We start from the raw sequence: 22,521 nt of genomic DNA on the forward strand, positions 1-22,521 counted from the left end.
GCGCATGGCAAAGGATAATAAAACAGAAAAGGCCACCCCGCAGAAGCGTAAAAAATCGCGTGAAGAAGGGAATATCGCCCGGAGTAAAGATTTAAATAATTTATTTTCCATTCTTGTATTAGCAGTTGTCGTTTACTTTTTCGGAGATTGGCTCGGCTATGAGATTGCACATTCCGTAGCGGTACTGTTTGATCAAATTGGAAAAAATACAGATTCGACCGAGTATTTTTATTTAATGGGCATATTACTTCTGAAAGTATCGGCTCCTATATTAATACTTGTATATGCTTTTCATTTGTTCAATTATATGATTCAAGTTGGTTTCTTATTTTCTTCTAAAGTACTTAAGCCGAAAGCATCACGTATTAATCCGAAAAACTATTTTACGAGATTGTTTAGTCGTAAAAGTTTAGTAGATATTTTGAAATCACTGTTTTATATGGGATTAATCGGTTACGTTTCGTACGTTCTCTTTAAAAAGAATTTAGAGAAGATTGTTAGTATGATTGGATTTAACTGGACGGCGTCACTTACTGAAATTATTAGCCAAATTAAATTTATCTTTTTAGCCATTTTAATTATTTTAATCATTCTTTCTATTATTGATTTCATTTATCAAAAATGGGAGTACGAACAAGATATTAAGATGAAAAAAGAAGAAGTGAAAAGGGAGCATAAAGATAATGAAGGGGACCCGCAAGTAAAGGGGAAACGAAAAAACTTTATGCATGCCATCTTGCAAGGGACAATTGCGAAGAAGATGGATGGTGCAACGTTTATTGTGAACAACCCGACGCATATTTCAGTGGTGCTTCGTTACAATAAACAAGTTGATGCAGCGCCTATTGTCGTTGCAAAAGGGGAAGATGAGCTCGCATTATATATACGAACGCTTGCCCGTGAACAAGAAATACCAATGGTGGAAAACCGCCCGCTTGCTCGTTCTTTATATTATCAAGTCGAGGAAGACGAGACGATTCCAGAAGATTTATATGTAGCTGTAATTGAAGTTATGCGCTATTTAATTCAAACGAAAGAACTTGAAGTATAATAGCGCGTTTGGAGGGGATCTCTTTGTTTAAGATGGATTCTGCAAGAACCTATTTTTCTATTTTTTTAGCAGCGTCATTCGTTGTGGCGCTCTTAATTCCACTTCCACCATTTATACTTGATATCGTTATCGTTTTTCTACTAAGTATGTCAGTGCTTATTTATATGCGAGCTACAAGTATTAACGAGTGGGATGAATTAAAGTCATTTCCGACGATGTTGTTATTAATCGGGATTTTCCGCGTATCGATTAACGTTTCGACGACGCGAGCGATTTTAACAGACGGAAATGCGGGTCATGTTATTGAAGAGTTCGGCCAGTTCGTAATTGGCGGGAACTTATTAATTGGTATCGTTATTTTTATAGTATTAATCATATTCCAGTTTATCGTTGCAAACGGTGCGTCTCGTACAGCTGAAGTAGCAGCTCGTTTTACACTTGATTCTTTACCAGGGAAACAAATGTCTATCGATGCTGACTTGAATCAGCGTCTTATTACAGAAAAAGATGCACAGGCGAAACGAAAAAAATTAAATATGGAAACAGAGTTTTACGGAGCGATGGATGGTGCCGGAAAGTTCATTAAAGGGGACGTTATTTTCGGGATTGTCATTTTATTCGTAAACATTATTTTCGGTTTAATTGTCGGTATGATGCAGCAAGGAATGAGCTTTGCAGATGCGGCTATTCACTATACACAGTTAACTGTCGGTGACGGAATTGTAAACCAAATCGGTTCGTTAATGCTTGCGATTTCAACAGGTATTATCGTAACGCGTGTATTTGACGGTTCAGCTGATACAGTAACTGAAGGAATCTTTAAAGAGTTATTAGCGCATGAAGTTGTTGTATATGCACTCGGTGGTTTATTTATCGCAATGGGTGTTTTTACACCGTTACCATTTCTACCATTTGCTCTCGTTGGAGGCACGATTGTTTTCTTAGGAGTTCGTAATAAAAAGCGAATAAAGAAAGAAAAAGAAGACGAGCTTCAAAAAGAATTAGAAATGATTCAAGGCGATGAAGAGCAACTGCAACAAGTGGAAGATTCATTCGGCGTGTTTACAGATAAATATCCAATTATCGTAGAGCTCGGTTTAGATTTAGCGGCACTTGTAAAGCAGAAGATTAACGGGGAAACAGCTCGTGATAAAGTTGTTCTTATGAGGAAGTCGATTATTACTGACCTTGGTATTAACGTTCCTGGAATTAACTTTAAAGATAATACGAGCTTTAGACCACGCGGACGTTACATTATTCGTATTAAAGGTGCGAAGGCGGCTGAAGGTGTTTTAAAATCGGGTTATTTATTAGCACTGAAAACACCGAACGTAATGGCTGATTTAGATGCAGAGCCGGCGAAAGATCCAATTTTTGGTGAAGATGGATATTGGATTTTGGAGCATATGGTACAAGATGCACAAATGAAAGGCTATCAAGTGTTAGAGCCGCTTAGCATATTAATTACGCATTTAGATGTTGTCGTTAGACGTAACCTTCATGAGTTAATTCAGCGTCAACATGTGAAAGACTTGATTCACTCGCTTGAAACTGATAATGGCGTTTTATTAGAAGAAATTAAGAAGAAAGAAATCGATTTATCACTCGTTCAAAATGTTATTAAACAACTGCTGAAAGAAGGAATTTCAATCCGTGATTTACCGACAATTATTGAAGGTATTATTGACGGGAAAGAAATTTATCAAAACCATGTTGATGGTGTCACTGCATTTGTACGTGAATGTATTTCAAAAGTTATTTGTGAGAGTGCGAAAAATCCTGATGGGAAAATTTATGCAGCACTTTTCGCTGATTCAATCGAGTTAGATGCAGATGTTGTTAATAATTCATACCAAGGTTATTTATTAAACTGGGATCTAGATTTAGAAACGCGTGTAGTAGAGCAAGTACAGCGCGTTTTCAAACAAGCTCGTTTAATGGGAAGAGAGCCAGTATTATTAACACGCAGAAAAGATTTCAGGTTTGCGATTGTGAGACTTCTTGAACGTTATCAAATAGAAGCTAAAGTATTATGTATTAGTGAATTAGCACCAGAAATTGTTGTAGATCAAATTGCTTATATTGAATAGTAGGAGGTGAAGTAATGGAAAGTACAGAAAAAAAAGAAGCGTTAATGCGAATAAAAGCAGCTTCGAAAAATGAATTGTATCGAAAGTTATTTGACCAATATGGTACAGATTATTACTACGTTGTCGATGAAAGTGTAAAACGAAACATCCCGTTTTTTTGGAAGAAGAATTATGAAATGTTAGTCGCTTTTCCTGAAGATAAACAGGAAGAAAGTAACGAAGGCGTAACTCAATTTCATGAACAATTAATGGATGTTGTAGGTGAATCTTCAGAAGAAATCGTGAAGGTGAATGGAATTCAATCTGTCTTGCACAATTTAGAAAACGTAACGACTTCTATGTCATACGCAGCGATGCAAACAGGCAATAGTGAAGAATGGGCAAGAAAAAAAGAGAAACTATTACAACTGTTTGAAAATGGTATTGTCGTTGTGAAACGTACGGAGGAGACGAAGGTAGCTAAAAAACAGCCTGTTGTGAAACAAGCTATTCCTGTAAAGAAAGAAGAAGTAGTTATAAAAAAAGAAAAACAGGAATCTGTACCATTTATTATTCAAAAAGTAATTCGGATGTTAGAACAAAACGATGTGGAACAATATTTCATTCATGCATATGCTGAAAAATTAAAAGTGAAGTTTGAGAATGCAACGATGATTACAGAAGAAGAAGTCATCGGATACATATTGGAAGATATGAGATCTCATTTCAATACTGAAAACGTATTTGAAAAAGAGGTACAAACAATTGCATTAATCGGTCCAACTGGCGTTGGAAAAACGACGACACTTGCGAAAATGGCGTGGCAGTTTCACGGTAAGAAAAAAACGGTTGGTTTTATTACAACAGACCACTCTCGCATCGGAACGGTACAGCAACTGCAAGATTACGTAAAAACAATTGGAGCAGAAGTTATCGCTGTGCGAGATGAACCCGCAATGGCAAGAGCACTTACTTATTTTAAAGAAGAAGCCCGCGTCGATTATATTTTAATAGATACGGCTGGAAAGAATTATCGTACGTCAGATACGGTTGAAGAAATGATTGAGACGATGGGGCAAGTAGAGCCAGATTATATTTGTTTAACGTTATCTGCTTCTATGAAAAGTAAAGATATGATTGAAATCATTACGAATTTTAAAGATATTCATATTGATGGAATCGTATTTACGAAATTTGATGAAACAGCGAGTAGTGGTGAATTGTTAAAAATTCCAGCAGTATCATCAGCACCAATTGTATTAATGACAGACGGACAAGACGTGAAGCAACATATACATATCGCTACAGCTGAACATTTAGCAAAACAAATGTTACAAACATCGTAAGAAAAGAGGTGAAGAATAAGGCGCTTGCCTTATTCAAACGAGTATGAACGGTCTTTATATAGGTTCTATGGGTATGATGAATTACATGCAGCATATTAATGTTCATTCGAATAACGTCGCAAATGCCCAAACGACAGGATTTAAAGCAGAAAACATGACGTCTAAAGTATTTGATGTGCAAGACACATATCGCCGTGGAGACGGATCGGCGACAAATATCGGCTCGGTCGATTACGCTGTCGTACCAGCTGCGACGCATGTGAACTTAGTACAAGGAAATGTACAAATGACAAATAGTGCTACAGATTTCTTTTTAGACGACGGTGCGGCTGGCACATCATCATTTTTCGTTACATCTAAAAATGATGAAACATTTTTAACGAGAGACGGTAGTTTTACATTAAATAGTGATCGTTATTTACAAACAGCATCTGGTGCTTTCGTAATGGGTGAGAATAATGAACGTATTCGTATTCCAGAAGGAGCAAAGATAGCTGTACAAGCAGACGGTACATTATACGATGAAGTAACACAAAATAATATTGGCCGCTTGCAAACGAAAACAGTAGATGCAGAAACGAATGCTCGCCTTGTGCAACGAGAAAATAAAAGTTTTACACTAGCAGAAGGTAACCTCGCTGATTTACCGAACGGAACAGGAATAGTAAAAAATCATATGCTAGAAAATTCAAATGTGGATATGACGAAAGAGATGGCAGATCTTATGTCGAGTCAAAAAATGATTCAAGCATCGCAACGTATTATGACTTCGTTTGATAAAATTTATGAAAAAGAAGCAAATGAAATATTGAGATAAAGGACTCCCATTAGCGGGGGTCTTTTTTGTTATTGCATTTATTTCAGTAACATCATAAAATGATATTGATAATCATTATCGTTTTATGCGTTATAAAAAATACAAGATGTGATGGTCGCATCACTTGTTTAACTAGGTGAATTAAAAACTAAGGGGAAGGTGTGTACATATGTCTACAAAAAAACAGCTTTGCATTGGACTATGTTTGATTTCTAGAAAGAAAGAACAAGAGAATGAGTTTGATTCGGGAATTGATGAGCAAGTAGAGTTAGCGAAGCAAGCAGAAAAATCGAAGTTAGATTTTGTTTTTAAAGCGGATTATTTAGTGGCACATCCAGATTTAATTGCACGTAATAAGGGGAATGTAATTTTAGATCCAACATTACTTTTTACTTCAATTGCTTATGCGACAGAAAAGATTGGAGTGGTTACGACCGCTTCAACATCATTTTATCCACCATATATACTAGCGAGGCAACTACAATCTTTAAATTGGATTAGTAACGGCCGAGTAGGATGGAACATTGTCACATCAATTGATGGTGCTGAAAACTTCGGTGAGGCAGGGATGCCACCATCTGAGGAACGATACGCGAAAGCGGCAGAATGTACAGAGTTAGTAAGAAAACTTTGGAGGAGTCATCCTTATGAAGTTTTGAAAGAAGACAACGCAGATGTAATTAGAGAGATGGTACAGCCAATTGAGCATCGTGGTGAGCATTTTGAGGTGAAAGGTCCACTTAATATCCCGCAATATATTTCTGGGGAAATGCCTTTATTTCAAGCGGGTGCTTCAGAGTCTGGCCGGAATTTCGCTGCTTCTGTTGCGGATGCGATTTTTGCCGCAATGCCAGATGTAGAATCAGGAATCGAACTTCGTCAAGATTTAAGAAGAAGAGCAGAAAAGCATGGCCGAAAGCAAGATGATGTACGTGTATTGCCAGGTTTATATTTCTTTATTGGTGATTCATATGAAGAAGCACTAGAAATGCACAGGCAAGCTCATCAACACCTTACAAAAGAGAAGAGGTACGCTTTACTCGAAATGGTTCTTGGATTAGACGTTAGAGGGCTTCCATTAGAAAGTAAGGTTACTGAACATATGCTACCAAGTAGAAATCAAGCTGTACGTAGTAAAACGCATGCCGAATTATTACGGAATTTCATCATAAAAAATGAACCAACTGTTGAGCAAATACTAGAACGACCAGAAGTTGTTGGTTCTGCTCATTGGGTCGCTATTGGCACACCACAAGATATTTGTAAGCAAATTATGGAAAGATTTGAAGCAGGGGCACTAGATGGATTTATTGCAATTCCAGGCGGTCCTCCAAAATCATTGGATTTATTCTTTAGTGAAGTCATTCCTTTATTCGTGAGAGCAGGTGTATTTAGAGAAGAGTATACAGGTTCAACCTTACGTGAGCATTTGGAGGGTAATATATTAAATGCTCTACAGTTGAAATAATTCCTTATGCACAAAAAGCCTTTCAAAAGAAGGCTTTTTATTTCGAATAAAAATTCGGAATTATCAGTTGACTTGTAGAGGCTTCTTTTTTATATTAGTAGGTATAGCAATAACTACTAATGGAAAGTGAAATCGTAGTTTTGAAATTAGAGCTATATAAATTGTGAGGGGTTACCGATGGATGAAATAATAAAGGAGTTACAAAAGTTAGGTTTTTCCCAGTACGAATGTAAAGCGTATATTGGACTATTAAAACATTATCCAGTAACAGGTTATGAAGTTAGTAAACAAACAGGCGTACCTCGTTCGATGATTTATGAAGTACTTGGCAAGTTGATGGATAAAGGAGCGGTGCATATCGTTCCTTCTGAACCAGTGAAATATGTACCAGTGCCAGCTACGGAATTAATGGATCGAATGCGAAAAGATTTTGAAAAGTCCTTTGAATTTCTAAACCGAAAATTAAATTGTTTAGAACAAGAGCGACAAATTGATGTAATTTCGCATATTCGCTCAAATGATCGTGTTTTGAAAGAAATATGCAATATAATTAATAGAGCAAAAGAAGAGTTATGGATTTCTGTATGGGAAGATCAAGTGCAAGAGATTGAGCCATTCATTCATCAAAAGGAAGCGGAAGGCGTACATATTTTTTCAATTTTATTTGGTGCTCCAGAAACAAAAATAGGAGCGACATTTCACCATAATTATATGACACCTCACGTCGTTGAAAAGAGAATGGGTGGTCATTTAACTGTTATCGCGCGTGATGGGGAAGAAGTATTAATTGCTAACTTTTCAAATGATAGCACTTCATGGGCCGTTACAACGTACGATCCAGCTTTAGTTCTCGTCGCTACAGAATATGTTCGGCACGACATTATGGTGGAAGAGATTACGAAGGAGTTTGGAGCTGATAAATTAGATACATTATGGCGTGAAAACATAGATTTAGTTCATGTCGTAACAGGAAAACGTACTATAGAAGAAATGGAGGGAGATAATGGTGAATAAAGCTCAAGCACATATGACACTGCAGAGCGATGATTCATTTCAGCAAGGTGTAAAGGATTGTTTACCAACTGTATTTGGATATTTGAGCATCGGTATAGCGGCTGGTGTTATTGCGAAAACAGCAGGTTTCTCGATCATAGAAATTGCTTTTATGTCCACATTAATTTACGCAGGTTCTGCTCAGTTTATATTAGCAGGTATGTATGCAGCGGGTGCCCCAGCCTCGGCAATTATTTTTACTGTGTTCTTTGTTAATTTACGTCACTTATTAATGAGTGCTGCACTCGCACCTTACTTTACCAAGATACCTCTTTTTAAAAATTTAATAATTGGTTCGCAAATTACAGATGAAACTTTCGGCGTTGCAGTGCAACAAGCAGCACAAAAAGGCCATTTAGGCGAGAAATGGATGATGGGACTTAATGTAACAGCATATTTAAATTGGATTTTAGCTACAGTTCTCGGAGGGCTTTTTGGAGAGTGGATACCAGATCCTCATACGTACGGAATGGATTATGCGTTACCAGCGATGTTTATCGGATTATTTGTACTTCAGCTAATAAGTAGTAAACCGAAACTAGCCATTCATCTAAGTGTTGCAATTGTAGCGATTATTATCGCATACGTTTCACACTTATTTATGCCAGATAGTATAGCAGTTATTATCGCAACACTTTTAGCTGCGACAATCGGGGTGGTGATTGAAAAATGGAAGTAAGATTGGACGTATTATTCCTTTTACTAGCAGCCGGAGCTGTCACACTCGTACCACGTATTTTACCTCTTCTCGTATTTAGTAAACTACAAATTCCAGACTGGGGTTTAAAATGGTTAAATTACATACCAATTGCGATATTAGCAGCACTTTTAGCACAAGTATTATTTATGCATGAGACAGTGCAGTGGGATTATATCATTGCGGCAATCCCAACATTCTTCGTAGCGATATATACTCGTAGTTTATTAGGAACAGTATTAACAGGAGTCATTGTAATTATTTTGTTACGTTTATTTTTCTAAAAAGGATTCAGCTCATATAATAGCGAAAGGTGTAATAACATGAAATATATAGGGGTGGTGTTATGATACTTTTAACGATAGGAGCAATATTGTTAACGTTGTTTATTTTTTTTATTATCGGTTTTATTACGTTTATGATGTTTGTTGATAAGGCGACACCTCAAATTTATTACACACCTTGTGAAACTATGACAATAAAATCTAAAGGTAAAAATAGAAGGAAGAAAAGTTGAATGAAGGCTTTTCTTTCTTCTATTTTTCTTGCTTTATAATGTTCTATAAAACGTTATAGAACATGCTAATGTAAAAGGGAAGTCATGTTGAGGAATTGTTCGTTTCATAAATATATCTTAAAAAGGAATTCAATTTAATATCAAGTTTGTGTATAAATGTTCTATACACAAGGGTAAAGCCTTTTGATATACCATACCCTAAAATGACACCCATACAATTAAAAATTACATCGTTTATATCGACATATCGAAAAGTGAATCCGGCATAAAGTGCTGATAAAAGTTGTAGAATTTCTAACAAGAATCCTAAGAAAATTCCTGATAAAACAACTTGTTTGAAATTCGTCTTTTTTATGTAAGGAAAACCAAAGCCAAAAGGAATTGTTAGTAGTATATTAAGTAATGATGTTGTGATAGCGAAATGCTCCGTGTTGAATGGTATAAAATTAGCATCTCTCCAAACATTTTGTCCAATTTCTTTTTTCATATTTTCATCTATAATAATTGGGAATTGGGTATAATTAAGTACTACACAAAGGTACAAATAAAATATTGAAAAAAATAGTAAGTACATGTTCCTCTTTTTTAGGTGTAACTTAAAAAAGAGGAGTAAAAATAACCATATAATAAATGCTCCAATAAGAATAAAACCATCAAAGTCAATTAGCATGTTTAAAATCCCTCATATTTTCATATTTAAACTATGATGTCTATTATTAGACATCATAGTTTAGTAGCAATATTTTAATTAGATATTTTTCCGTTCCCTTTTACATTCTGTCCATCGTCATTTGTTTTCCAAATAAATAAGTAGTATTCATTTGAATTTGTATCAACACTGTATGCACCAGAGAAAGATTTATTTATGCCACCATTAACTGTTCCATAACTAGGGTCCGAACCCCATGCAGATCTGTACAGAGTATATTTTACATCGTAAGGTCCCATCGCTCCTCCATCAGTAGAATATACATATGCGCTCCCATTGATATATACACTTCCTTTAGACAGTGTGTGGAACTGTTTGTTTTTACTACCATCCACCACTCGATAGTCCATTTTAAAACTGTAACTACTAGATGCTGCTAATGTTGGTATAGCGAAACATGTCATTAAAGTTAAAGCTGTAATAATAGAAAAAATTTTTGTTTTCATGTTTTTCTCCCTGTTATTTTATTATTGAGAGGCCTTCTCAATAAAGATGATAATCCAATTAACTGTACGTGTAAATAATAAGATATAAAGATTTATAATTTTTACAATGGTTTTACAATCATTAAGAAAATGCCATATAGTTTCAATTTGTTTAAGATAAGATAGTTCAATTGTTAAAAAGTGATTAATGAATTCATTAAAATTGGTATGATTATATGTGGATCATGAATATACGACTTCAAAAGTATATTGAGGAGAATGAAGCAGCTGAACAATTCCTTGATACTATGAATTTCTAAGTTTAAAAGACTGTGGAATGATTTCAAGAAGAGAGTGTAAAATAGATGAGATATAATAATTACATAAAAATTAAGGAGAAATTAATAGACCTGAACTTGGTATTATACCAAGTTCAGGTCAAAGCTGTTAATGAAATAAAGTGATTAGGTTTTTACTACCATTTCACAGTCACATTCCCGAAAGAACTAACAAAAATAACCCAAATAGAAAACTAATAAAGTGAAACTTTAATCAGTGGGGGGTATCCCCCACTGATTATTAGCCTTCACCAATCGGGCGTTTACGGGCAGTTAATCTCTCACCTAACTTCTTTGCTTCAGCCGAATTTTGAGGTGGGAGTTTTACTGCCCGTTAATGCGGGATAAAAGAAAGAAAGCCGATAGATATGGAAAAAACACGATTGTTTTTCCATTCGCGTGTGAAAACGATTAAACCTAAAACGCAAAGGAAAAACCAAATGGGTAGGAATATAAATTGACTAACTTTCTCAGGTAGTAATGAATAAAAATTTGTTAAATATAATATCCAATTCGTAAAGAATAGAGTGCATACGATGAATGATTGTAAGTGTGGTCGGTTTAGAAAAGTTCCTTTTTTAACCGTCATAAAAATGAGAGCTAATGCTGAAATGAAGGGAATTATTATGAATATGAGTAATAGTAATGTTAGTGGCATATGAAACTCCTTTACAAGATTTCTCTCTGAAACTTATATTCTTTCTCAACAAGGCAGATGCGCAGGTGGAAATTTTCATACCATTGCTCACGGCCTCTTTTTTTCGCTTCTTTATGTAAGGCGTTCCTTTTCCAATTTTCAATTGCTTCAAGTGACTCCCAATAAGAAATTGTAATTCCGAGTCCCGAATTATCACGTGCACTTTCGACACCTAAAAATCCAGGTTGCTGTTTCGCAAGGTCTTCCATTTTTTCAGCAACGGTACTATAGTCTGTTGTATCATTGGATAGATTTGAAGTGAATATAACTGCATAATAGGGCTTGTTTTTTTCTAAATCATATTTCATTATTTTCCCCCCTTAATGTATAGTGCGAATAATTAATTCATAGTTTGTATTTTAGCAGGTTAAAAAAAGAAGTAGAAGATTCTTTTTTTAGGTGTTGTAAAACAGAGGATAGAAGGGATTTATATTAAGTAATCTAAAGTAAGAAAAACGCCACTTCAAAAAAAAGAAGTGGCATTTTTTATATTTCCTCTAAGCTATTAACTGGAACAGTTAATTCGCGTTTTGGATTTGTTACTTCATATATGCGGGCGGTTTCGTTGCTTTCATCGACGTGTTGAATCATAACAGGCATGCCTTGGAAACTGACATTGGCTTCTTCAGATGACTCGGAAAGCTCTTTTGCGCGTTGTATATTCATTTATATTCCTCCCATCATTATTATCTTTGCAAAAAAGGAGGAATAATATACCATTTCGAGACATTTTTAAAGTTTTTGTATTATTTGTAATGTTTCTTTAATAAAAGAAGAAAAGATGGAATCTGGATAGCTATCTATCGCTTGAACTGCTTCTTTTGCTTCTTTCAGAGCAGATTTTTTATCTTGAAGTTCTATATAGCAAAGAGCACGATAAGATCCAGCTGTTAATAACCACGATTGATCAAGTGGATGACTCATATAATCCGGTATGATAGCATGCTCTAATACTTCTAAAGCTTCCTCGTAACGTTTTAAACCATACAAATATTTTCCTTTTTCAAGATAATACAATCCATCGTCTTGAAAAATTGGTTCATCTTTTAGTTTTTCTCGAAATTGTTCTAAATGTTTTAATGCGATTGTATAATCATTCGTAATTGTATTGTAGTAATAAGCTTTTAATATATCTATATTTGCAGCGGATAAAGTATCTTCTGTAAAAATAGCAAATTGCTCAGATTTTTTTATGTAATATAAATATCTTTCTTTATCCGCCGTAATGATTTTTTGATAAGATAAAATACGATAAAAATCATCTGTTTTATAATACACTTGATGTTTTTTGGAAAAGGCAAGTGCATCTAAGATGACTCTTTCACATTTTTCATAATTGCCATATGCGAGTAAAATAATTGCTTCTTTTAAGTATAACTGTATATGTGTAATAAGATCCATTTCTAAATTCTTCGTTTTATATTCATCACGAATAATGGTAATCATCTGTAAACATTCTTTATATTTTTTACGTTTGAAGAGCATATAGTAAAACAGTAGTTTCGTTTCAGTGCTTTCTCGATATAAAGTATATTTTTCAAATATAGAAATAGCGGTTTCGACGTAATATTCAATATTATAATCGTTCATAATAGCTGCCCCAGTTATGAACTGTTTATATATACGAGCCGTATTTAAAGTAGAAGGTAGCTCTTTTTGAACGATAGGTAGTAAAGTATCATATACTTCATCGCATTTATTTGTCTTTATTAGTTCCTCCATTTTTTGAATGAGTTCTACAATTTCTCCATCATCTTCTTCTAGTAAAAAACTCATTTCACATCCAAGTTTATTAGCGATGTATTGTAATGTTTTCATGGAAGGTGTAGCTTTTCCGTTTTCAATTTGACTTAGCATACTTTTTGTCAGTTCTGAACCTGCTAGCCCAGTTTGAGTAAGTTTTTTTTCTTTTCGTAACGTTTTAATTTTTTCACCGAGAGTAGCCATATAATTGCTCCTTTATAACTGAAAAGTTAAATATAATTAAACTTTTTGTTGTAAAAATTGGAAAGATGATTATATAATAAGTTTAACACAGTTTAACTTTTAAGGGGAGAGTGTCATAATGGGGGATGTAAGTATAGTTCCAAATGATTGGAAAATGAAGATTGCAACGAGAAATATTATTTTAATGATGATTGGAAAAATGACGTCCTTGTTAGGGGCGGGTATTTATACGTTTGCAATGGGATTATACGTATTAAAGACAACTGGTTCAGGAATGGGGTTTGCAACTACTCTTATTTGCGGATCAATACCAAGAATGATCTGTGGCCCAATTGCAGGTGCTGTAGCTGACCGTGTGAACCGAAGATGGCTTGTAATTGGCACTGATTTATTAAGTAGCTTAACAATGCTTATCATGTTTATTCTTGCTACTATATTTGGACCATCACTTCTGTTTATTTATGTATCAGCGGCATTATTATCAATTTGTGCAAGTTTTTATTCTGTTTCATTAACTTCGTCTATTCCTAATTTAGTAGATGAGGAGCGTATTCAAAAAGCGAGTGCTTTAAATCAGACGGCATCATCTTTATCGAATATTTTAGCGCCGATTATTGGAGGAGTTGTATTTGGTTTCTTTTCAATCAAAACATTTTTCCTGTTAAATAGTATTACATTCTTTTTAGCAGTTATTGTACAATTATTCATCGTATTTGATTTATATAAAAAAGAATTGGCCGAAAGTAAAGAGCATTTCTTGACGAGTATAAAAGAAGGTTTTTCATATGTGAAACGACAGCATGAAATATATGGTTTAATGAAAATTGCAGTAGGGGTAAACTTTTTTGCGAGTGCACTTTTCGTTTCGCTTCCATATATTATTATTAAAAATTTGCATTTATCCTCGAAGCAACTCGGTGTTGTAGAGGGAATGTTAGCAGTCGGGATGCTAATTGGTGCAATTGTTTTATCAGTACGTAAAGAAGTGAATAATCCGTTTCGCTCTGTTTATATTGGACTGTTTTTATTTGCGGGCTTGAGTTTATGCACAGTCTTTCCGTTGTTAGTTATCATTCCGAAAGTAGCAAGTTTTATTTACTATATCACTTTTATGATTTTAACTGGTATATCAATGATGGTTGTAAATATCCCGATGCAAGTACATATGCAAAAGACGACAGATCCAAACTATTTAGGACGTGTATTCGGTCTACTTGAAACAATTTCTACTGCAATCGCACCGCTTGGAATGATTGTATATGGATTATTATTAGATATGTTGCCAACTAGCATTGTTATGATGACATTAGGTGGAGGATTATTGTTAGTTGTATTAGTTGGAGTAAAGCAGCATATGGCGAAAAAACAAGTGGATGTATCGGTTTAAAAGAAAATTTTAACAATATAAAAATGACCATATTAGTATTTTAGTTTTTGAAACTATTTTTCATGTATGTTACAGTAAAGTAAGCAGGCAAAGAAAAGGAGAAAACATCATGAGAAAATTAAGTTTTGTAATGCTTTTTCTGTTAGTCGTAATGGCTGGATGTAGTAATTATGACACGTATATTGAAACAGGTATGCAATCATTGAAAAATGAAAAATATAGTGATGCGATTATGTGGTTTGAAAAAGCGGAAAAAGAGAAATCAGGGAATGAAGCAAAGGCATATAAAGAAGTCGCTCAGTTACTAGATCGTGGTGCGACAGCATTAAAAGACGGTAAGTATTTAGAAACGAAAGATATTGCAAATGAAGTGTTACAAAAGAAAAAAGATGATGCACTTGAAAAAGCTGTGACATCAAATGCAGAGAATATGCTTCAAAAAGCAAAAGATGTGGAAGAGAAAGTAAATGAAAGAGTAGCGAAACGAAAAAAGGTAAATGAAGAAGGAATCGATAAATTAATTAAAGCTGTTGATAGTATAGATGATGTAAAAGAAAAAGAGAAAAAAGTTTCAGAAGCATTAGATAAGGCTGAAGAGGCACAAGCAAAAATTGAGGATAAGAAAAACAAATAGAGTTATAGTTTAAAAGGCTGTCGTGTATAACGACAGCCTTTTAATTTTTTTCTGCAAAAGAAGTAATGCTATGTAGTAAAAAAGAAATTATTTTAGAATTCCATCTGTCCTCATGATGAATGGTATAAATATTACGCTGAAATTCAAAATCAGGGATTGGTATATAGCATAGCTCATTTCGTTGTACTTCTTGCTCAATAGCAAGTTTTGAAATAAAGGCAACCCCATTACCATATTTTAAAATTTGTTTCATCGTTTCTAATGAATCTAGTTCAATTTCTGATTGGAATGTAATGTTATGCGCTAACGTCCATTGTGTAAGTAAATCTCTCGTTGTAGATGGGTTACGATGCAATAATATACGTTCTTTTTGGATATCTTGTAATGATACATTTGTTCTTTTAGAAAGATGATGTTCTTTGGAAAAGGCAAGAACAAGTGTATCAGGCATTACATTCATTTGTTTTAGAAGTGGTTCGTCAAACGGTGCCGCAGAAATTACCCCGAGATCAATTTCATGATTTTGTAGCATCGTTCGAATTTCAGGAGCTGTTTTTACTATGAGTGTTATTTTTATATTTGGAAATTCGCATTGAAATTGGTGAACAACTTCTGGTAAAAGATAAGTCGCGGGTACATAACTAGCACCAATTGTTATAGCGCCTTTATTAAAATCTTTAAACTCTTGTGTGACCCGCCTAGCTTCTTTCATAAGTGCATCTATTTTACAAGCATAATGATGCAACGCTTCACCAGCTTCTGTTAAGAAATACCTTCCGGAACGTAATTCAAATAAAGGCACACCAAGTTCCTCTTCTAAGCTTTTTATATGAAACGTAATAGTAGGTTGTTTAACGCCAAGTTTTTCTGCAACAATAGTAAGCTTTTTGTATTTCTTAATAAGCACTACAATTTCTAATTTTAAGAGATTCATGATAAGTTGGCCCCTTTTTCTTCTAACTATAGAAAAAATCTATAGAAATAAATAGTTTATTAGAGATTTTTTAATTTAATCTTTACAGTACATTAACATTCAGTATAAAACTTCCAGATAGAATGAAAGCAGGTTAAGAATGAGGGGAGAGAGGTGAAACGATGGATATTAAAATTCATGGATTAGAAAAGGCATTTGGGAAAACACAGGCGTTAAAGCCGTTACAGATTGTAATGAAAAAAGGGGAATTCACCACACTTTTAGGACCTTCAGGATGCGGGAAAACGACTTTACTTAGAATGATTGCAGGGCTTGAGGAACCGGATAAAGGTGAAATATATTTTGGAGATAAGTGCATGTATTCTTCTGCTAAAAAGATAAAAACATCTCCTCATGAGCGGAATATCGGCATGGTATTTCAAGATTTTGCTTTATGGCCGCATATGACTGTATTTGAAAATGTTGCATTTGGTTTAAGGGCTACAAAGCAAACGAATCAATTAAGAGAAAAGGTAGAAGATGCGATAAAGCGAGTTCGTTTGCAAGGTATGGAGAAAAGATATCCGCATGAACTCTCAGGTGGACAGCAGCAACGTGTCGCATTTGCTAGAGCAATTGTAACGAAACCTCATTTTATTTTGTTCGATGAACCGTTAAGTGCACTCGATGCAATTTTGCGAGAAGAAATGCGATTAGAACTTATGGACATCGTTCATTCAATTGGTTTAACGGCATTGTATGTAACACATGATCAAACAGAAGCTATGTCAATGTCAGACCAAATTATTGTCATGAAGCAGGGTGAAGTATTACAAAAAGGAACACCAGAAGACATTTATGTGAAACCGTCTCATGAATTTGTTGCAAAATTTGTTGGTAAGGCAAATTGGCTTGTAGAGGGGAAAAAAATGATTCGTCCAGAGCATGTGAGCTGGACAAAAAATGACTTGTGCGAAATGTATACAGGTGAAGTTCAGCACGTTACATATGTAGGAGAACGTTATGAAGTGAAAGTAAACATGGGGACACTCGGTGTATGGACAGCTTATCACAATAGTAAGCTAAGCGTTGGTAAACCGGTATCGTTATATGTACCAAAAAAATGTATTCATCATATAGGGGGAGAATCGTATGAAGAAATTCAGTTCGCTTAAGTCTTTATTTGTATGTACTTTACTATTTTTTGCTGTAGTAACAGGTTGTAGCTCAAAGACAGGCAGTGTAGATGCAAAAAATAAAAACGCTAATGAAAAGAAAATTGTTGTATATAGTGCAGGACCAAAAGGATTAGCAGAAAAAATTCAAAAGGACTTTGAAAAGAAAACAGGGATAAAAGTAGAAATGTTTCAAGGAACAACGGGTAAGATTTTAGCAAGAATGGAGGCTGAAAAGAAAAATCCAGTCGTTGACGTTGTCGTACTTGCTTCTTTACCAGCGATGGAAGGATTAAAAAAAGATGGGCAAACGTTAGCTTATAAAGAAGCAAAACAAGCTGATAAGCTTCGTTCTGAATGGTCGGATGATAAAGGACATTATTTTGGATATAGTGCTTCAGCATTAGGAATTGTGTATAACACAAAAAATGTGAAGACAGCACCTGAAGATTGGAGCGATATAACGAAAGGAGAATGGAAAGGGAAAGTGAATCTTCCAGATCCAGCACTTTCAGGTTCAGCTTTAGACTTTGTAACAGGATATGTGAAAAAGAATGGACAAGATGGATGGAATTTATTTGAACAGCTTAAGAAAAATGAAGTTACAGTAGCTGGGGCAAACCAAGAAGCGTTAGACCCAGTTGTAACAGGTGCGAAAGATATGGTAATCGCGGGTGTTGACTATATGACGTACAGTGCAAAAGCAAAGGGTGAACCGGTCGATATCGTATATCCAAAAAGCGGAACAGTCATTAGTCCACGTGCAGCAGGCATTATGAAGGATAGTAAAAATGTAGAAGGTGCAAAAGAGTTTATTGATTATTTATTATCAGATGATGTGCAAAAACAAGTTTCTAAAGCGTATTTGTTGCCCGGTAGAAAAGATATAAAAGCTGAAAATAGACCGAATGTAGAAGAGATTCCAGTATTAAATATTGATTGGAAAACAGTTGAGAAAGAACAAGATGAAATAGCAAAACAATTTAAGAAAGTATTTCAATAAGATGGTGATTACATGGTAAATCGATTCGTATCAGTAAGACAAGTTGGAATGACAGTAGCGTTGTTACTTGTGGCGATGTTAATCGTCATTCCGCTTTTTCTCATTTTATTTTCTAGTGTATATGAAAATAGCAGTTGGAATTTTTTAAAGCCTTTTGAAGTCATGCAGAGTGGTGGATTAGCTGGGATTTTTCTAAATTCGATGCTTCTAGGTGTACTCGTTGTAATAGGAGCTACAATATTTGCGTTTCCATTGGCGTTCATTATGAGCAAAACAGATGTAGGAAAGTATAGTAAGTTAGATATTGTTTTTATGATCCCATTTATGACCCCGCCCTATATCGGATCGATGGGCTGGATTTTGTTCATGCAACCTAACGGTTATTTTGAACAATTTTTTCCGGCTTTAAAGCCGATTTCATCATCGTTTTTTAGTTTAGGCGGTATGGTTTTAATTATGAGTCTGCATTTATTCCCATTCCTTTACTTCATGTTGAAAAACACGTTACTTCAGATTGGGAGTAGTAAAGAAGAAGCTGCAGCAGTTCATGGTGGCAGTTTTTTCTATCGTTTAAGAAAAATAATACTACCGTTATTGTTATCAAGTTATGTAATGGGTGCTTTACTCATTTTCGTAAAGACGATTGCTGAATTTGGAACACCAGCTACATTCGGACGTAGAATAGGATTCCATGTGTTAACATCTGAGATTCATAAATTTATCTCTAGTTGGCCGATTGATTTTGGCAGTGCCACAGCATTATCTTCTTTATTACTTAGTGCGTGTATGCTCATTTGGTATATGCAAAATGTATTGAATCGAAAGTATACATATGCAATGGTTAGTGGAAAAGGTGTGAAATCTAAAAGGTATACTTTGTCTATATTTGCGCGCGTTATAGCATGGGTTTATGTAATTGGCTTACTAATAGTAGCAATTGGAATCCCATACTTTTCTATACTTATTGCTTCTTTGTCGAAGTTAAGAGGCGGTGGCTTACATTTTAATAACTTTACAACAAGCCATTATGAAGCATTATTTACAATTGGTTCTCCGGGATTAGAAGCTTTATGGAACAGTTTTCTTTTTTCACTCGTAACGGCGATTGTTGCTGTAATTATTGGCGTATTTTTGGCGCTTATGATTCGAAAGGGGAAAAAGTCCTCTGAAAAATGGCTTGATATGTGCGGCATGTTACCGAATATGGTACCAGGAATAGTGATGGTTGTAGGGCTTATTTTATTTTGGAATTCACCCTATATGCCTATGTCAATTTACAATACACCAGTCATGGTTATCGTAACGTATGTTGTTCTCTTTTTACCTTATACGGTGCAGTATGTAAAAGCATCGCTCGGACAAATTGATGATTCTCTTGTACAGGTAGGAAGTATTTTTTCCGGGAATTATATTTATATTTTTAGAAAAATAATATTGCCGCTTATTATTCCAGGAATTCTTGCTGGATGGGCGATGACATTTACGATTTCGATAAGAGAGTTAGTAGCATCGCTTCTCGTACTACCTCCATCAGTAGAAACGTCAGCAACGTTTATTTTTGCTCAATTTGAACAAGGAGAAGTATCTATAGGAATGGCAATGGCTGTTGTTTCTGTTGGGCTTACAACAATGTGCTTATTACTTCTGCAACATATGGAGCAAAAACGAAAAGGGGTAGCATGATGAGGATGGAAGTATGGGGAGGAGCGGGAGAATACGGTCGTTCCTGCTATTTTGTAAAAAATAAAGAGACAAAAATAGTATTTGATTGTGGTATTAATCGATCATATGAGGATAGTTATCCTAAAATAGAAAGAGAAGTTGTTCCATTTTTGGATGCAGTATTTTTATCACATATTCATGAAGACCATACGATGGGTTTACCTTTATTGACGAAGTATGGATATAAGAAAAAAATTTGGACGACTCGTTATACGAAGGAGCAACTTCCAGCTTATTTTGAAAAATGGGGAAACCACAATCTTTCAAAAGGGTGGAATTTACCTTATAACGATCAAAATATTAAAGATTTAAATTATGTATGTATTGATGAGATTAGTAATCCAAATGAATGGATACAGATTACACCAACGTTGCGGTTTCAATGGGGGTATAGTGGGCATGTATTAGGAGCTGTTTGGTTTTTAGTGGATATGTGTAATACATACGTATTTTATTCTGGTGATTATTCAGCAGAATCTAATATACTACGAGCTAATTTACCTGAAAATTTGCGAAGCGATATAAAAATTGCAATTGTAGATGCCGCTTATCACACTGATGATGTTTCGCAAAATGAACGAGTGGACGAATTATGTGCAGAAATTGAACGAGTTGCGCACAATAAAGGAATAGCATTACTACCGTTACCTCCACTTGGTAGGGCACAAGATATAGTATTGTATTTATATGAACGATATAAAGAGTTTCCGCTTATAGTAGATAAAGAAATTTTGGTTGGTTTTGAAGAGATGTTCATATATAAAGATTGGCTAAAAAATAATGAAAAACTTGAACGGGTTGTGGAGAGTTTAAAAAGAAACATAATAGTTATGGATAATGACATTTGTATGCAAAATAGTTACGGAATAGTTGTAATGAGTGATGCGAATATGCAAACGAAACGAGCACAGTTGTATTATGAACAACTTCGGCATGAAGAACGAAATTCCATTATCTTTACTGGACATATTGCTAAAGGAAGTTTTGCAGAAAAAGTTATGAAAGAGTCTGTAAGGGATACATGTTGGGTAAAATGGGTTCCGTATAAAGTTCATCAAAGTATAAGTGACGTTAAAGCGATGTTAAATATATTATTACCAGAACATACGGTGTTAGTACATGCTTTGAAAGAGGATACGGATCGATTGCAGGAAAAGCTTAGCATAGCAGGATATGAAAATGTGTATTCACTTACTATGGAACGTATAAAAGTCATTTAAAAAGTAAAGGGGATATGTATATGAAAAAAGTATTTGTATTCGTAAACATTTTCTTTTGTTGTTTCCTTTATAACGTTAAGGAAGGATTTGCTGCTAGTCCAATGAAACCTAGTTTTGAAGTGAAGTTATTATTAAAGCCAGAACAAGTATTAGGTTATAACAAAGAGATAAAGCAAGAGGTACTAGAACATTTCCAGGCTGGTACAAATTATGAAAGAATACAAGTGCAATTTTTAGATACGGCGAATAAAAGTTTAAGTAATGAAGGTTGGTTTGCGAGGATCCGAAAGAAAGAATTTAGTAAAGATTTTGAGCTAACATATAAAAAGAGATACCCGATTCAAAATGGTATGATTCAAGATGCATTAGAAGTAGCTAAGAAGGATGGATTTGATAGTAAAACTGATAACTATGAGGCAGAAATAGATTGGGGATTTGAGAAGAAAACATTAAGTATTTCAAATAAGAAAAGTTATAGTGCTAAAGGATATGGAGTACTTGATTTACCAAACGAACGAGCCGCTCAAAACATGTTAATAGAAAAGTTGCCAGGGAAAATGAACAAATGGTTGTATACGAATTGGGGAGAAGAAATGCTCAAGAATTCTCGTATTTACGGTCCTGTATTAATGAAACGGTATACAGGGGAGTTTGAAAATATAAAAACGAATATTGAAGTTTGGCCACTAAGTAATACAGAGAAAATAGAAGATGATTTCGTAATAGAAGTGTCGTTTAAAACAAATGAGGAAAGTATTGCAACAAAACAAAGAGAATTATTAATGAAGAGTTTAGAACAAAAAGGATGGTTGTTACCGAAAGATAGTTTGAAGACAGAGCTTATTTTTCAGTAAATAGGAAAGAAGGGATCCATGTGCCATGGATTCCTTCTTCTAATATATGAGTATTAAGCTAAATCAGCTGACACGAACATATCATTATTTTGAAGGTTTTTAGAGCGTAAACTATAAGCAACTACCTTCTTTTTATGTTGTTTTACTACATCAACATGCTCTTCATGACTATAAATATAAAATGTAAAATCTTTTTTGCCACGTTTTGCATTGATAATTAAAGGAGTGCCTTCATTGTGTGGTGGTGCATAATAGCGATCTAAAAATAATCCTTCGTTAAAATCATGAATAATTTTGGATTTCTTTTCGCCTTCTAAGTTATTTCCATTGATTGTAACAGTCACATTCTCTTCTTCAAGTTGTGGATGTGTTTCGTACTTGCTAATAATGGATTCAATAGCAGAGTTAGGAAGGCTAGAAACAATAATTTTAAATGCTCCAAATACAACTAACATTACAATAAACCAAGTCGTCATAGT

General features: G+C 34.6%; 24 protein-coding genes. 16 read left to right on the forward strand and 8 right to left on the reverse strand.

From position 1 onward, the window contains the following. The first annotated feature begins 4 nt into the window (after nt 1-4). From flhB to MR066_RS07745, 9 genes are all read left to right on the forward strand, one after another. Nucleotides 5-1,051: a flagellar type III secretion system protein FlhB gene (gene flhB / locus MR066_RS07705; RefSeq protein WP_002064663.1), complete on the forward strand. Its 1,047-nt coding sequence runs from the start codon at nt 5-7 to the stop codon at nt 1,049-1,051. Between the two features lie 23 nt (nt 1,052-1,074). Beyond that, complete coding sequence (flhA, locus tag MR066_RS07710; protein WP_242246520.1) at nt 1,075-3,141, forward strand: flagellar biosynthesis protein FlhA; 2,067 nt, start codon at nt 1,075-1,077, stop codon at nt 3,139-3,141. A gap of 14 nt (nt 3,142-3,155) precedes the next feature. Then, nucleotides 3,156-4,466 (forward strand): flagellar biosynthesis GTPase FlhF, encoded by a 1,311-nt coding sequence (flhF, locus tag MR066_RS07715; RefSeq protein ID WP_242246522.1) that lies wholly within the window; start codon nt 3,156-3,158, stop codon nt 4,464-4,466. A 43-nt stretch (nt 4,467-4,509) separates the two neighbouring features. Beyond that, complete coding sequence (locus tag MR066_RS07720) at nt 4,510-5,283, forward strand: flagellar basal-body rod protein FlgG (RefSeq protein ID WP_033716436.1); 774 nt, start codon at nt 4,510-4,512, stop codon at nt 5,281-5,283. 169 nt (nt 5,284-5,452) lie between these two features. Then, nucleotides 5,453-6,751 carry an NtaA/DmoA family FMN-dependent monooxygenase gene (locus tag MR066_RS07725; RefSeq protein ID WP_242246541.1) on the forward strand — a complete coding sequence of 433 codons (1,299 nt, stop codon included), beginning with the start codon at nt 5,453-5,455 and terminating at the stop codon, nt 6,749-6,751. Between the two features lie 177 nt (nt 6,752-6,928). Then, the gene (locus MR066_RS07730) at nt 6,929-7,765 is read left to right on the forward strand and encodes a TrmB family transcriptional regulator (protein ID WP_002141154.1); all 837 of its coding nucleotides are present in this window, start codon (nt 6,929-6,931) and stop codon (nt 7,763-7,765) included. Continuing rightward, a complete protein-coding gene (locus tag MR066_RS07735; protein WP_002126646.1) occupies nt 7,755-8,483 on the forward strand; it encodes an AzlC family ABC transporter permease in 729 nt (242 codons plus the stop codon). Before MR066_RS07730 ends, MR066_RS07735 begins: the two co-directional genes overlap by 11 nt. Next, nucleotides 8,474-8,785 carry an AzlD domain-containing protein gene (locus MR066_RS07740; protein ID WP_002086437.1) on the forward strand — a complete coding sequence of 104 codons (312 nt, stop codon included), beginning with the start codon at nt 8,474-8,476 and terminating at the stop codon, nt 8,783-8,785. Before MR066_RS07735 ends, MR066_RS07740 begins: the two co-directional genes overlap by 10 nt. A 62-nt stretch (nt 8,786-8,847) precedes the next feature. Further along, a complete protein-coding gene (locus MR066_RS07745; RefSeq protein WP_002011981.1) occupies nt 8,848-9,018 on the forward strand; it encodes a DUF3951 domain-containing protein in 171 nt (56 codons plus the stop codon). Between the two features lie 82 nt (nt 9,019-9,100). Here the strand turns inward: MR066_RS07745 and MR066_RS07750 are convergent, their stop codons facing one another. The 6 genes from MR066_RS07750 to MR066_RS07775 all read right to left on the reverse strand — a co-directional run bounded on the left by MR066_RS07750 (nt 9,101) and on the right by MR066_RS07775 (nt 13,134). Beyond that, on the reverse strand, nt 9,101-9,688 hold the full coding sequence (locus tag MR066_RS07750) for a VanZ family protein (protein WP_033716326.1): 588 nt from the start codon (nt 9,686-9,688) through the stop codon (nt 9,101-9,103). A 74-nt stretch (nt 9,689-9,762) separates the two neighbouring features. After that, nucleotides 9,763-10,173 (reverse strand): hypothetical protein, encoded by a 411-nt coding sequence (locus MR066_RS07755; RefSeq protein ID WP_242246543.1) that lies wholly within the window; start codon nt 10,171-10,173, stop codon nt 9,763-9,765. A gap of 651 nt (nt 10,174-10,824) precedes the next feature. After that, complete coding sequence (locus tag MR066_RS07760) at nt 10,825-11,148, reverse strand: hypothetical protein (RefSeq protein ID WP_002141165.1); 324 nt, start codon at nt 11,146-11,148, stop codon at nt 10,825-10,827. Between the two features lie 11 nt (nt 11,149-11,159). Next, nucleotides 11,160-11,495 (reverse strand): antibiotic biosynthesis monooxygenase family protein, encoded by a 336-nt coding sequence (locus MR066_RS07765; protein WP_002141167.1) that lies wholly within the window; start codon nt 11,493-11,495, stop codon nt 11,160-11,162. A 178-nt stretch (nt 11,496-11,673) separates the two neighbouring features. Then, the gene (locus tag MR066_RS07770) at nt 11,674-11,853 is read right to left on the reverse strand and encodes an H-type small acid-soluble spore protein (protein ID WP_001025736.1); all 180 of its coding nucleotides are present in this window, start codon (nt 11,851-11,853) and stop codon (nt 11,674-11,676) included. A gap of 66 nt (nt 11,854-11,919) precedes the next feature. Continuing rightward, a complete protein-coding gene (locus tag MR066_RS07775; RefSeq protein ID WP_002141168.1) occupies nt 11,920-13,134 on the reverse strand; it encodes a helix-turn-helix domain-containing protein in 1,215 nt (404 codons plus the stop codon). A 118-nt stretch (nt 13,135-13,252) separates the two neighbouring features. Between MR066_RS07775 and MR066_RS07780 the strand changes: the two genes are divergently transcribed. Next, nucleotides 13,253-14,521, forward strand: a complete 1,269-nt coding sequence (locus MR066_RS07780; protein ID WP_242246545.1) for an MFS transporter — start codon at nt 13,253-13,255, stop codon at nt 14,519-14,521. Between the two features lie 109 nt (nt 14,522-14,630). Beyond that, complete coding sequence (locus MR066_RS07785) at nt 14,631-15,155, forward strand: outer membrane protein assembly factor BamD (protein WP_061688915.1); 525 nt, start codon at nt 14,631-14,633, stop codon at nt 15,153-15,155. A 40-nt stretch (nt 15,156-15,195) separates the two neighbouring features. Here the strand turns inward: MR066_RS07785 and MR066_RS07790 are convergent, their stop codons facing one another. After that, nucleotides 15,196-16,089, reverse strand: coding sequence for a LysR family transcriptional regulator (locus MR066_RS07790; protein ID WP_242246547.1), 894 nt, complete (start codon nt 16,087-16,089; stop codon nt 15,196-15,198). Nucleotides 16,090-16,250: 161 nt separating this feature from the next. Between MR066_RS07790 and MR066_RS07795 the strand changes: the two genes are divergently transcribed. From MR066_RS07795 to MR066_RS07815, 5 genes are read left to right on the forward strand one after another with little or no spacing between them, the layout of a single operon-like run. Then, nucleotides 16,251-17,243, forward strand: coding sequence for an ABC transporter ATP-binding protein (locus MR066_RS07795; RefSeq protein ID WP_002011954.1), 993 nt, complete (start codon nt 16,251-16,253; stop codon nt 17,241-17,243). Then, complete coding sequence (locus MR066_RS07800) at nt 17,221-18,246, forward strand: ABC transporter substrate-binding protein (protein WP_242246549.1); 1,026 nt, start codon at nt 17,221-17,223, stop codon at nt 18,244-18,246. The genes MR066_RS07795 and MR066_RS07800 overlap by 23 nt, the downstream gene beginning before the upstream one ends. A 12-nt stretch (nt 18,247-18,258) precedes the next feature. Beyond that, nucleotides 18,259-19,929: an ABC transporter permease gene (locus MR066_RS07805; protein ID WP_242246551.1), complete on the forward strand. Its 1,671-nt coding sequence runs from the start codon at nt 18,259-18,261 to the stop codon at nt 19,927-19,929. Further along, nucleotides 19,926-21,188, forward strand: a complete 1,263-nt coding sequence (locus MR066_RS07810; RefSeq protein ID WP_242246553.1) for an MBL fold metallo-hydrolase — start codon at nt 19,926-19,928, stop codon at nt 21,186-21,188. The genes MR066_RS07805 and MR066_RS07810 overlap by 4 nt, the downstream gene beginning before the upstream one ends. Nucleotides 21,189-21,208: 20 nt before the next feature. Then, nucleotides 21,209-22,042, forward strand: a complete 834-nt coding sequence (locus MR066_RS07815; RefSeq protein WP_242246555.1) for a hypothetical protein — start codon at nt 21,209-21,211, stop codon at nt 22,040-22,042. Nucleotides 22,043-22,095: 53 nt separating this feature from the next. Here the strand turns inward: MR066_RS07815 and MR066_RS07820 are convergent, their stop codons facing one another. Further along, nucleotides 22,096-22,518: a YfmQ family protein gene (locus MR066_RS07820; protein WP_002011948.1), complete on the reverse strand. Its 423-nt coding sequence runs from the start codon at nt 22,516-22,518 to the stop codon at nt 22,096-22,098. Nucleotides 22,519-22,521 lie beyond the last annotated feature (3 nt).

It is taken from the genome of Bacillus cereus group sp. BfR-BA-01523, from assembly GCF_022662615.1.
GTDB classification, from domain to species: domain Bacteria; phylum Bacillota; class Bacilli; order Bacillales; family Bacillaceae_G; genus Bacillus_A; species Bacillus_A mycoides.

What these genes read in the sequence shown, in the direction of transcription:
- MR066_RS07725 (WP_242246541.1), top strand. Translation starts at nt 5,453, where the DNA reads ATGTCTACAAAAAAACAGCTTTGCATTGGACTATGTTTGATTTCTAGA.
- MR066_RS07730 (WP_002141154.1), top strand. Translation starts at nt 6,929, where the DNA reads ATGGATGAAATAATAAAGGAGTTACAAAAGTTAGGTTTTTCCCAGTAC.
- MR066_RS07740 (WP_002086437.1), top strand. Translation starts at nt 8,474, where the DNA reads ATGGAAGTAAGATTGGACGTATTATTCCTTTTACTAGCAGCCGGAGCT.
- MR066_RS07775 (WP_002141168.1), bottom strand. Translation starts at nt 13,134, where the DNA reads ATGGCTACTCTCGGTGAAAAAATTAAAACGTTACGAAAAGAAAAAAAA.
- MR066_RS07790 (WP_242246547.1), bottom strand. Translation starts at nt 16,089, where the DNA reads ATGAATCTCTTAAAATTAGAAATTGTAGTGCTTATTAAGAAATACAAA.
- MR066_RS07780 (WP_242246545.1), top strand. Translation starts at nt 13,253, where the DNA reads ATGGGGGATGTAAGTATAGTTCCAAATGATTGGAAAATGAAGATTGCA.
- MR066_RS07810 (WP_242246553.1), top strand. Translation starts at nt 19,926, where the DNA reads ATGATGAGGATGGAAGTATGGGGAGGAGCGGGAGAATACGGTCGTTCC.
- MR066_RS07765 (WP_002141167.1), bottom strand. Translation starts at nt 11,495, where the DNA reads ATGAAATATGATTTAGAAAAAAACAAGCCCTATTATGCAGTTATATTC.
- MR066_RS07785 (WP_061688915.1), top strand. Translation starts at nt 14,631, where the DNA reads ATGAGAAAATTAAGTTTTGTAATGCTTTTTCTGTTAGTCGTAATGGCT.
- MR066_RS07755 (WP_242246543.1), bottom strand. Translation starts at nt 10,173, where the DNA reads ATGAAAACAAAAATTTTTTCTATTATTACAGCTTTAACTTTAATGACA.
- flhB (WP_002064663.1), top strand. Translation starts at nt 5, where the DNA reads ATGGCAAAGGATAATAAAACAGAAAAGGCCACCCCGCAGAAGCGTAAA.
- flhF (WP_242246522.1), top strand. Translation starts at nt 3,156, where the DNA reads ATGGAAAGTACAGAAAAAAAAGAAGCGTTAATGCGAATAAAAGCAGCT.
- MR066_RS07815 (WP_242246555.1), top strand. Translation starts at nt 21,209, where the DNA reads ATGAAAAAAGTATTTGTATTCGTAAACATTTTCTTTTGTTGTTTCCTT.
- MR066_RS07795 (WP_002011954.1), top strand. Translation starts at nt 16,251, where the DNA reads ATGGATATTAAAATTCATGGATTAGAAAAGGCATTTGGGAAAACACAG.
- MR066_RS07820 (WP_002011948.1), bottom strand. Translation starts at nt 22,518, where the DNA reads ATGACGACTTGGTTTATTGTAATGTTAGTTGTATTTGGAGCATTTAAA.
- MR066_RS07760 (WP_002141165.1), bottom strand. Translation starts at nt 11,148, where the DNA reads ATGCCACTAACATTACTATTACTCATATTCATAATAATTCCCTTCATT.
- MR066_RS07800 (WP_242246549.1), top strand. Translation starts at nt 17,221, where the DNA reads ATGAAGAAATTCAGTTCGCTTAAGTCTTTATTTGTATGTACTTTACTA.
- MR066_RS07805 (WP_242246551.1), top strand. Translation starts at nt 18,259, where the DNA reads ATGGTAAATCGATTCGTATCAGTAAGACAAGTTGGAATGACAGTAGCG.
- MR066_RS07720 (WP_033716436.1), top strand. Translation starts at nt 4,510, where the DNA reads ATGAACGGTCTTTATATAGGTTCTATGGGTATGATGAATTACATGCAG.
- MR066_RS07735 (WP_002126646.1), top strand. Translation starts at nt 7,755, where the DNA reads ATGGTGAATAAAGCTCAAGCACATATGACACTGCAGAGCGATGATTCA.
- MR066_RS07770 (WP_001025736.1), bottom strand. Translation starts at nt 11,853, where the DNA reads ATGAATATACAACGCGCAAAAGAGCTTTCCGAGTCATCTGAAGAAGCC.
- MR066_RS07750 (WP_033716326.1), bottom strand. Translation starts at nt 9,688, where the DNA reads ATGCTAATTGACTTTGATGGTTTTATTCTTATTGGAGCATTTATTATA.
- MR066_RS07745 (WP_002011981.1), top strand. Translation starts at nt 8,848, where the DNA reads ATGATACTTTTAACGATAGGAGCAATATTGTTAACGTTGTTTATTTTT.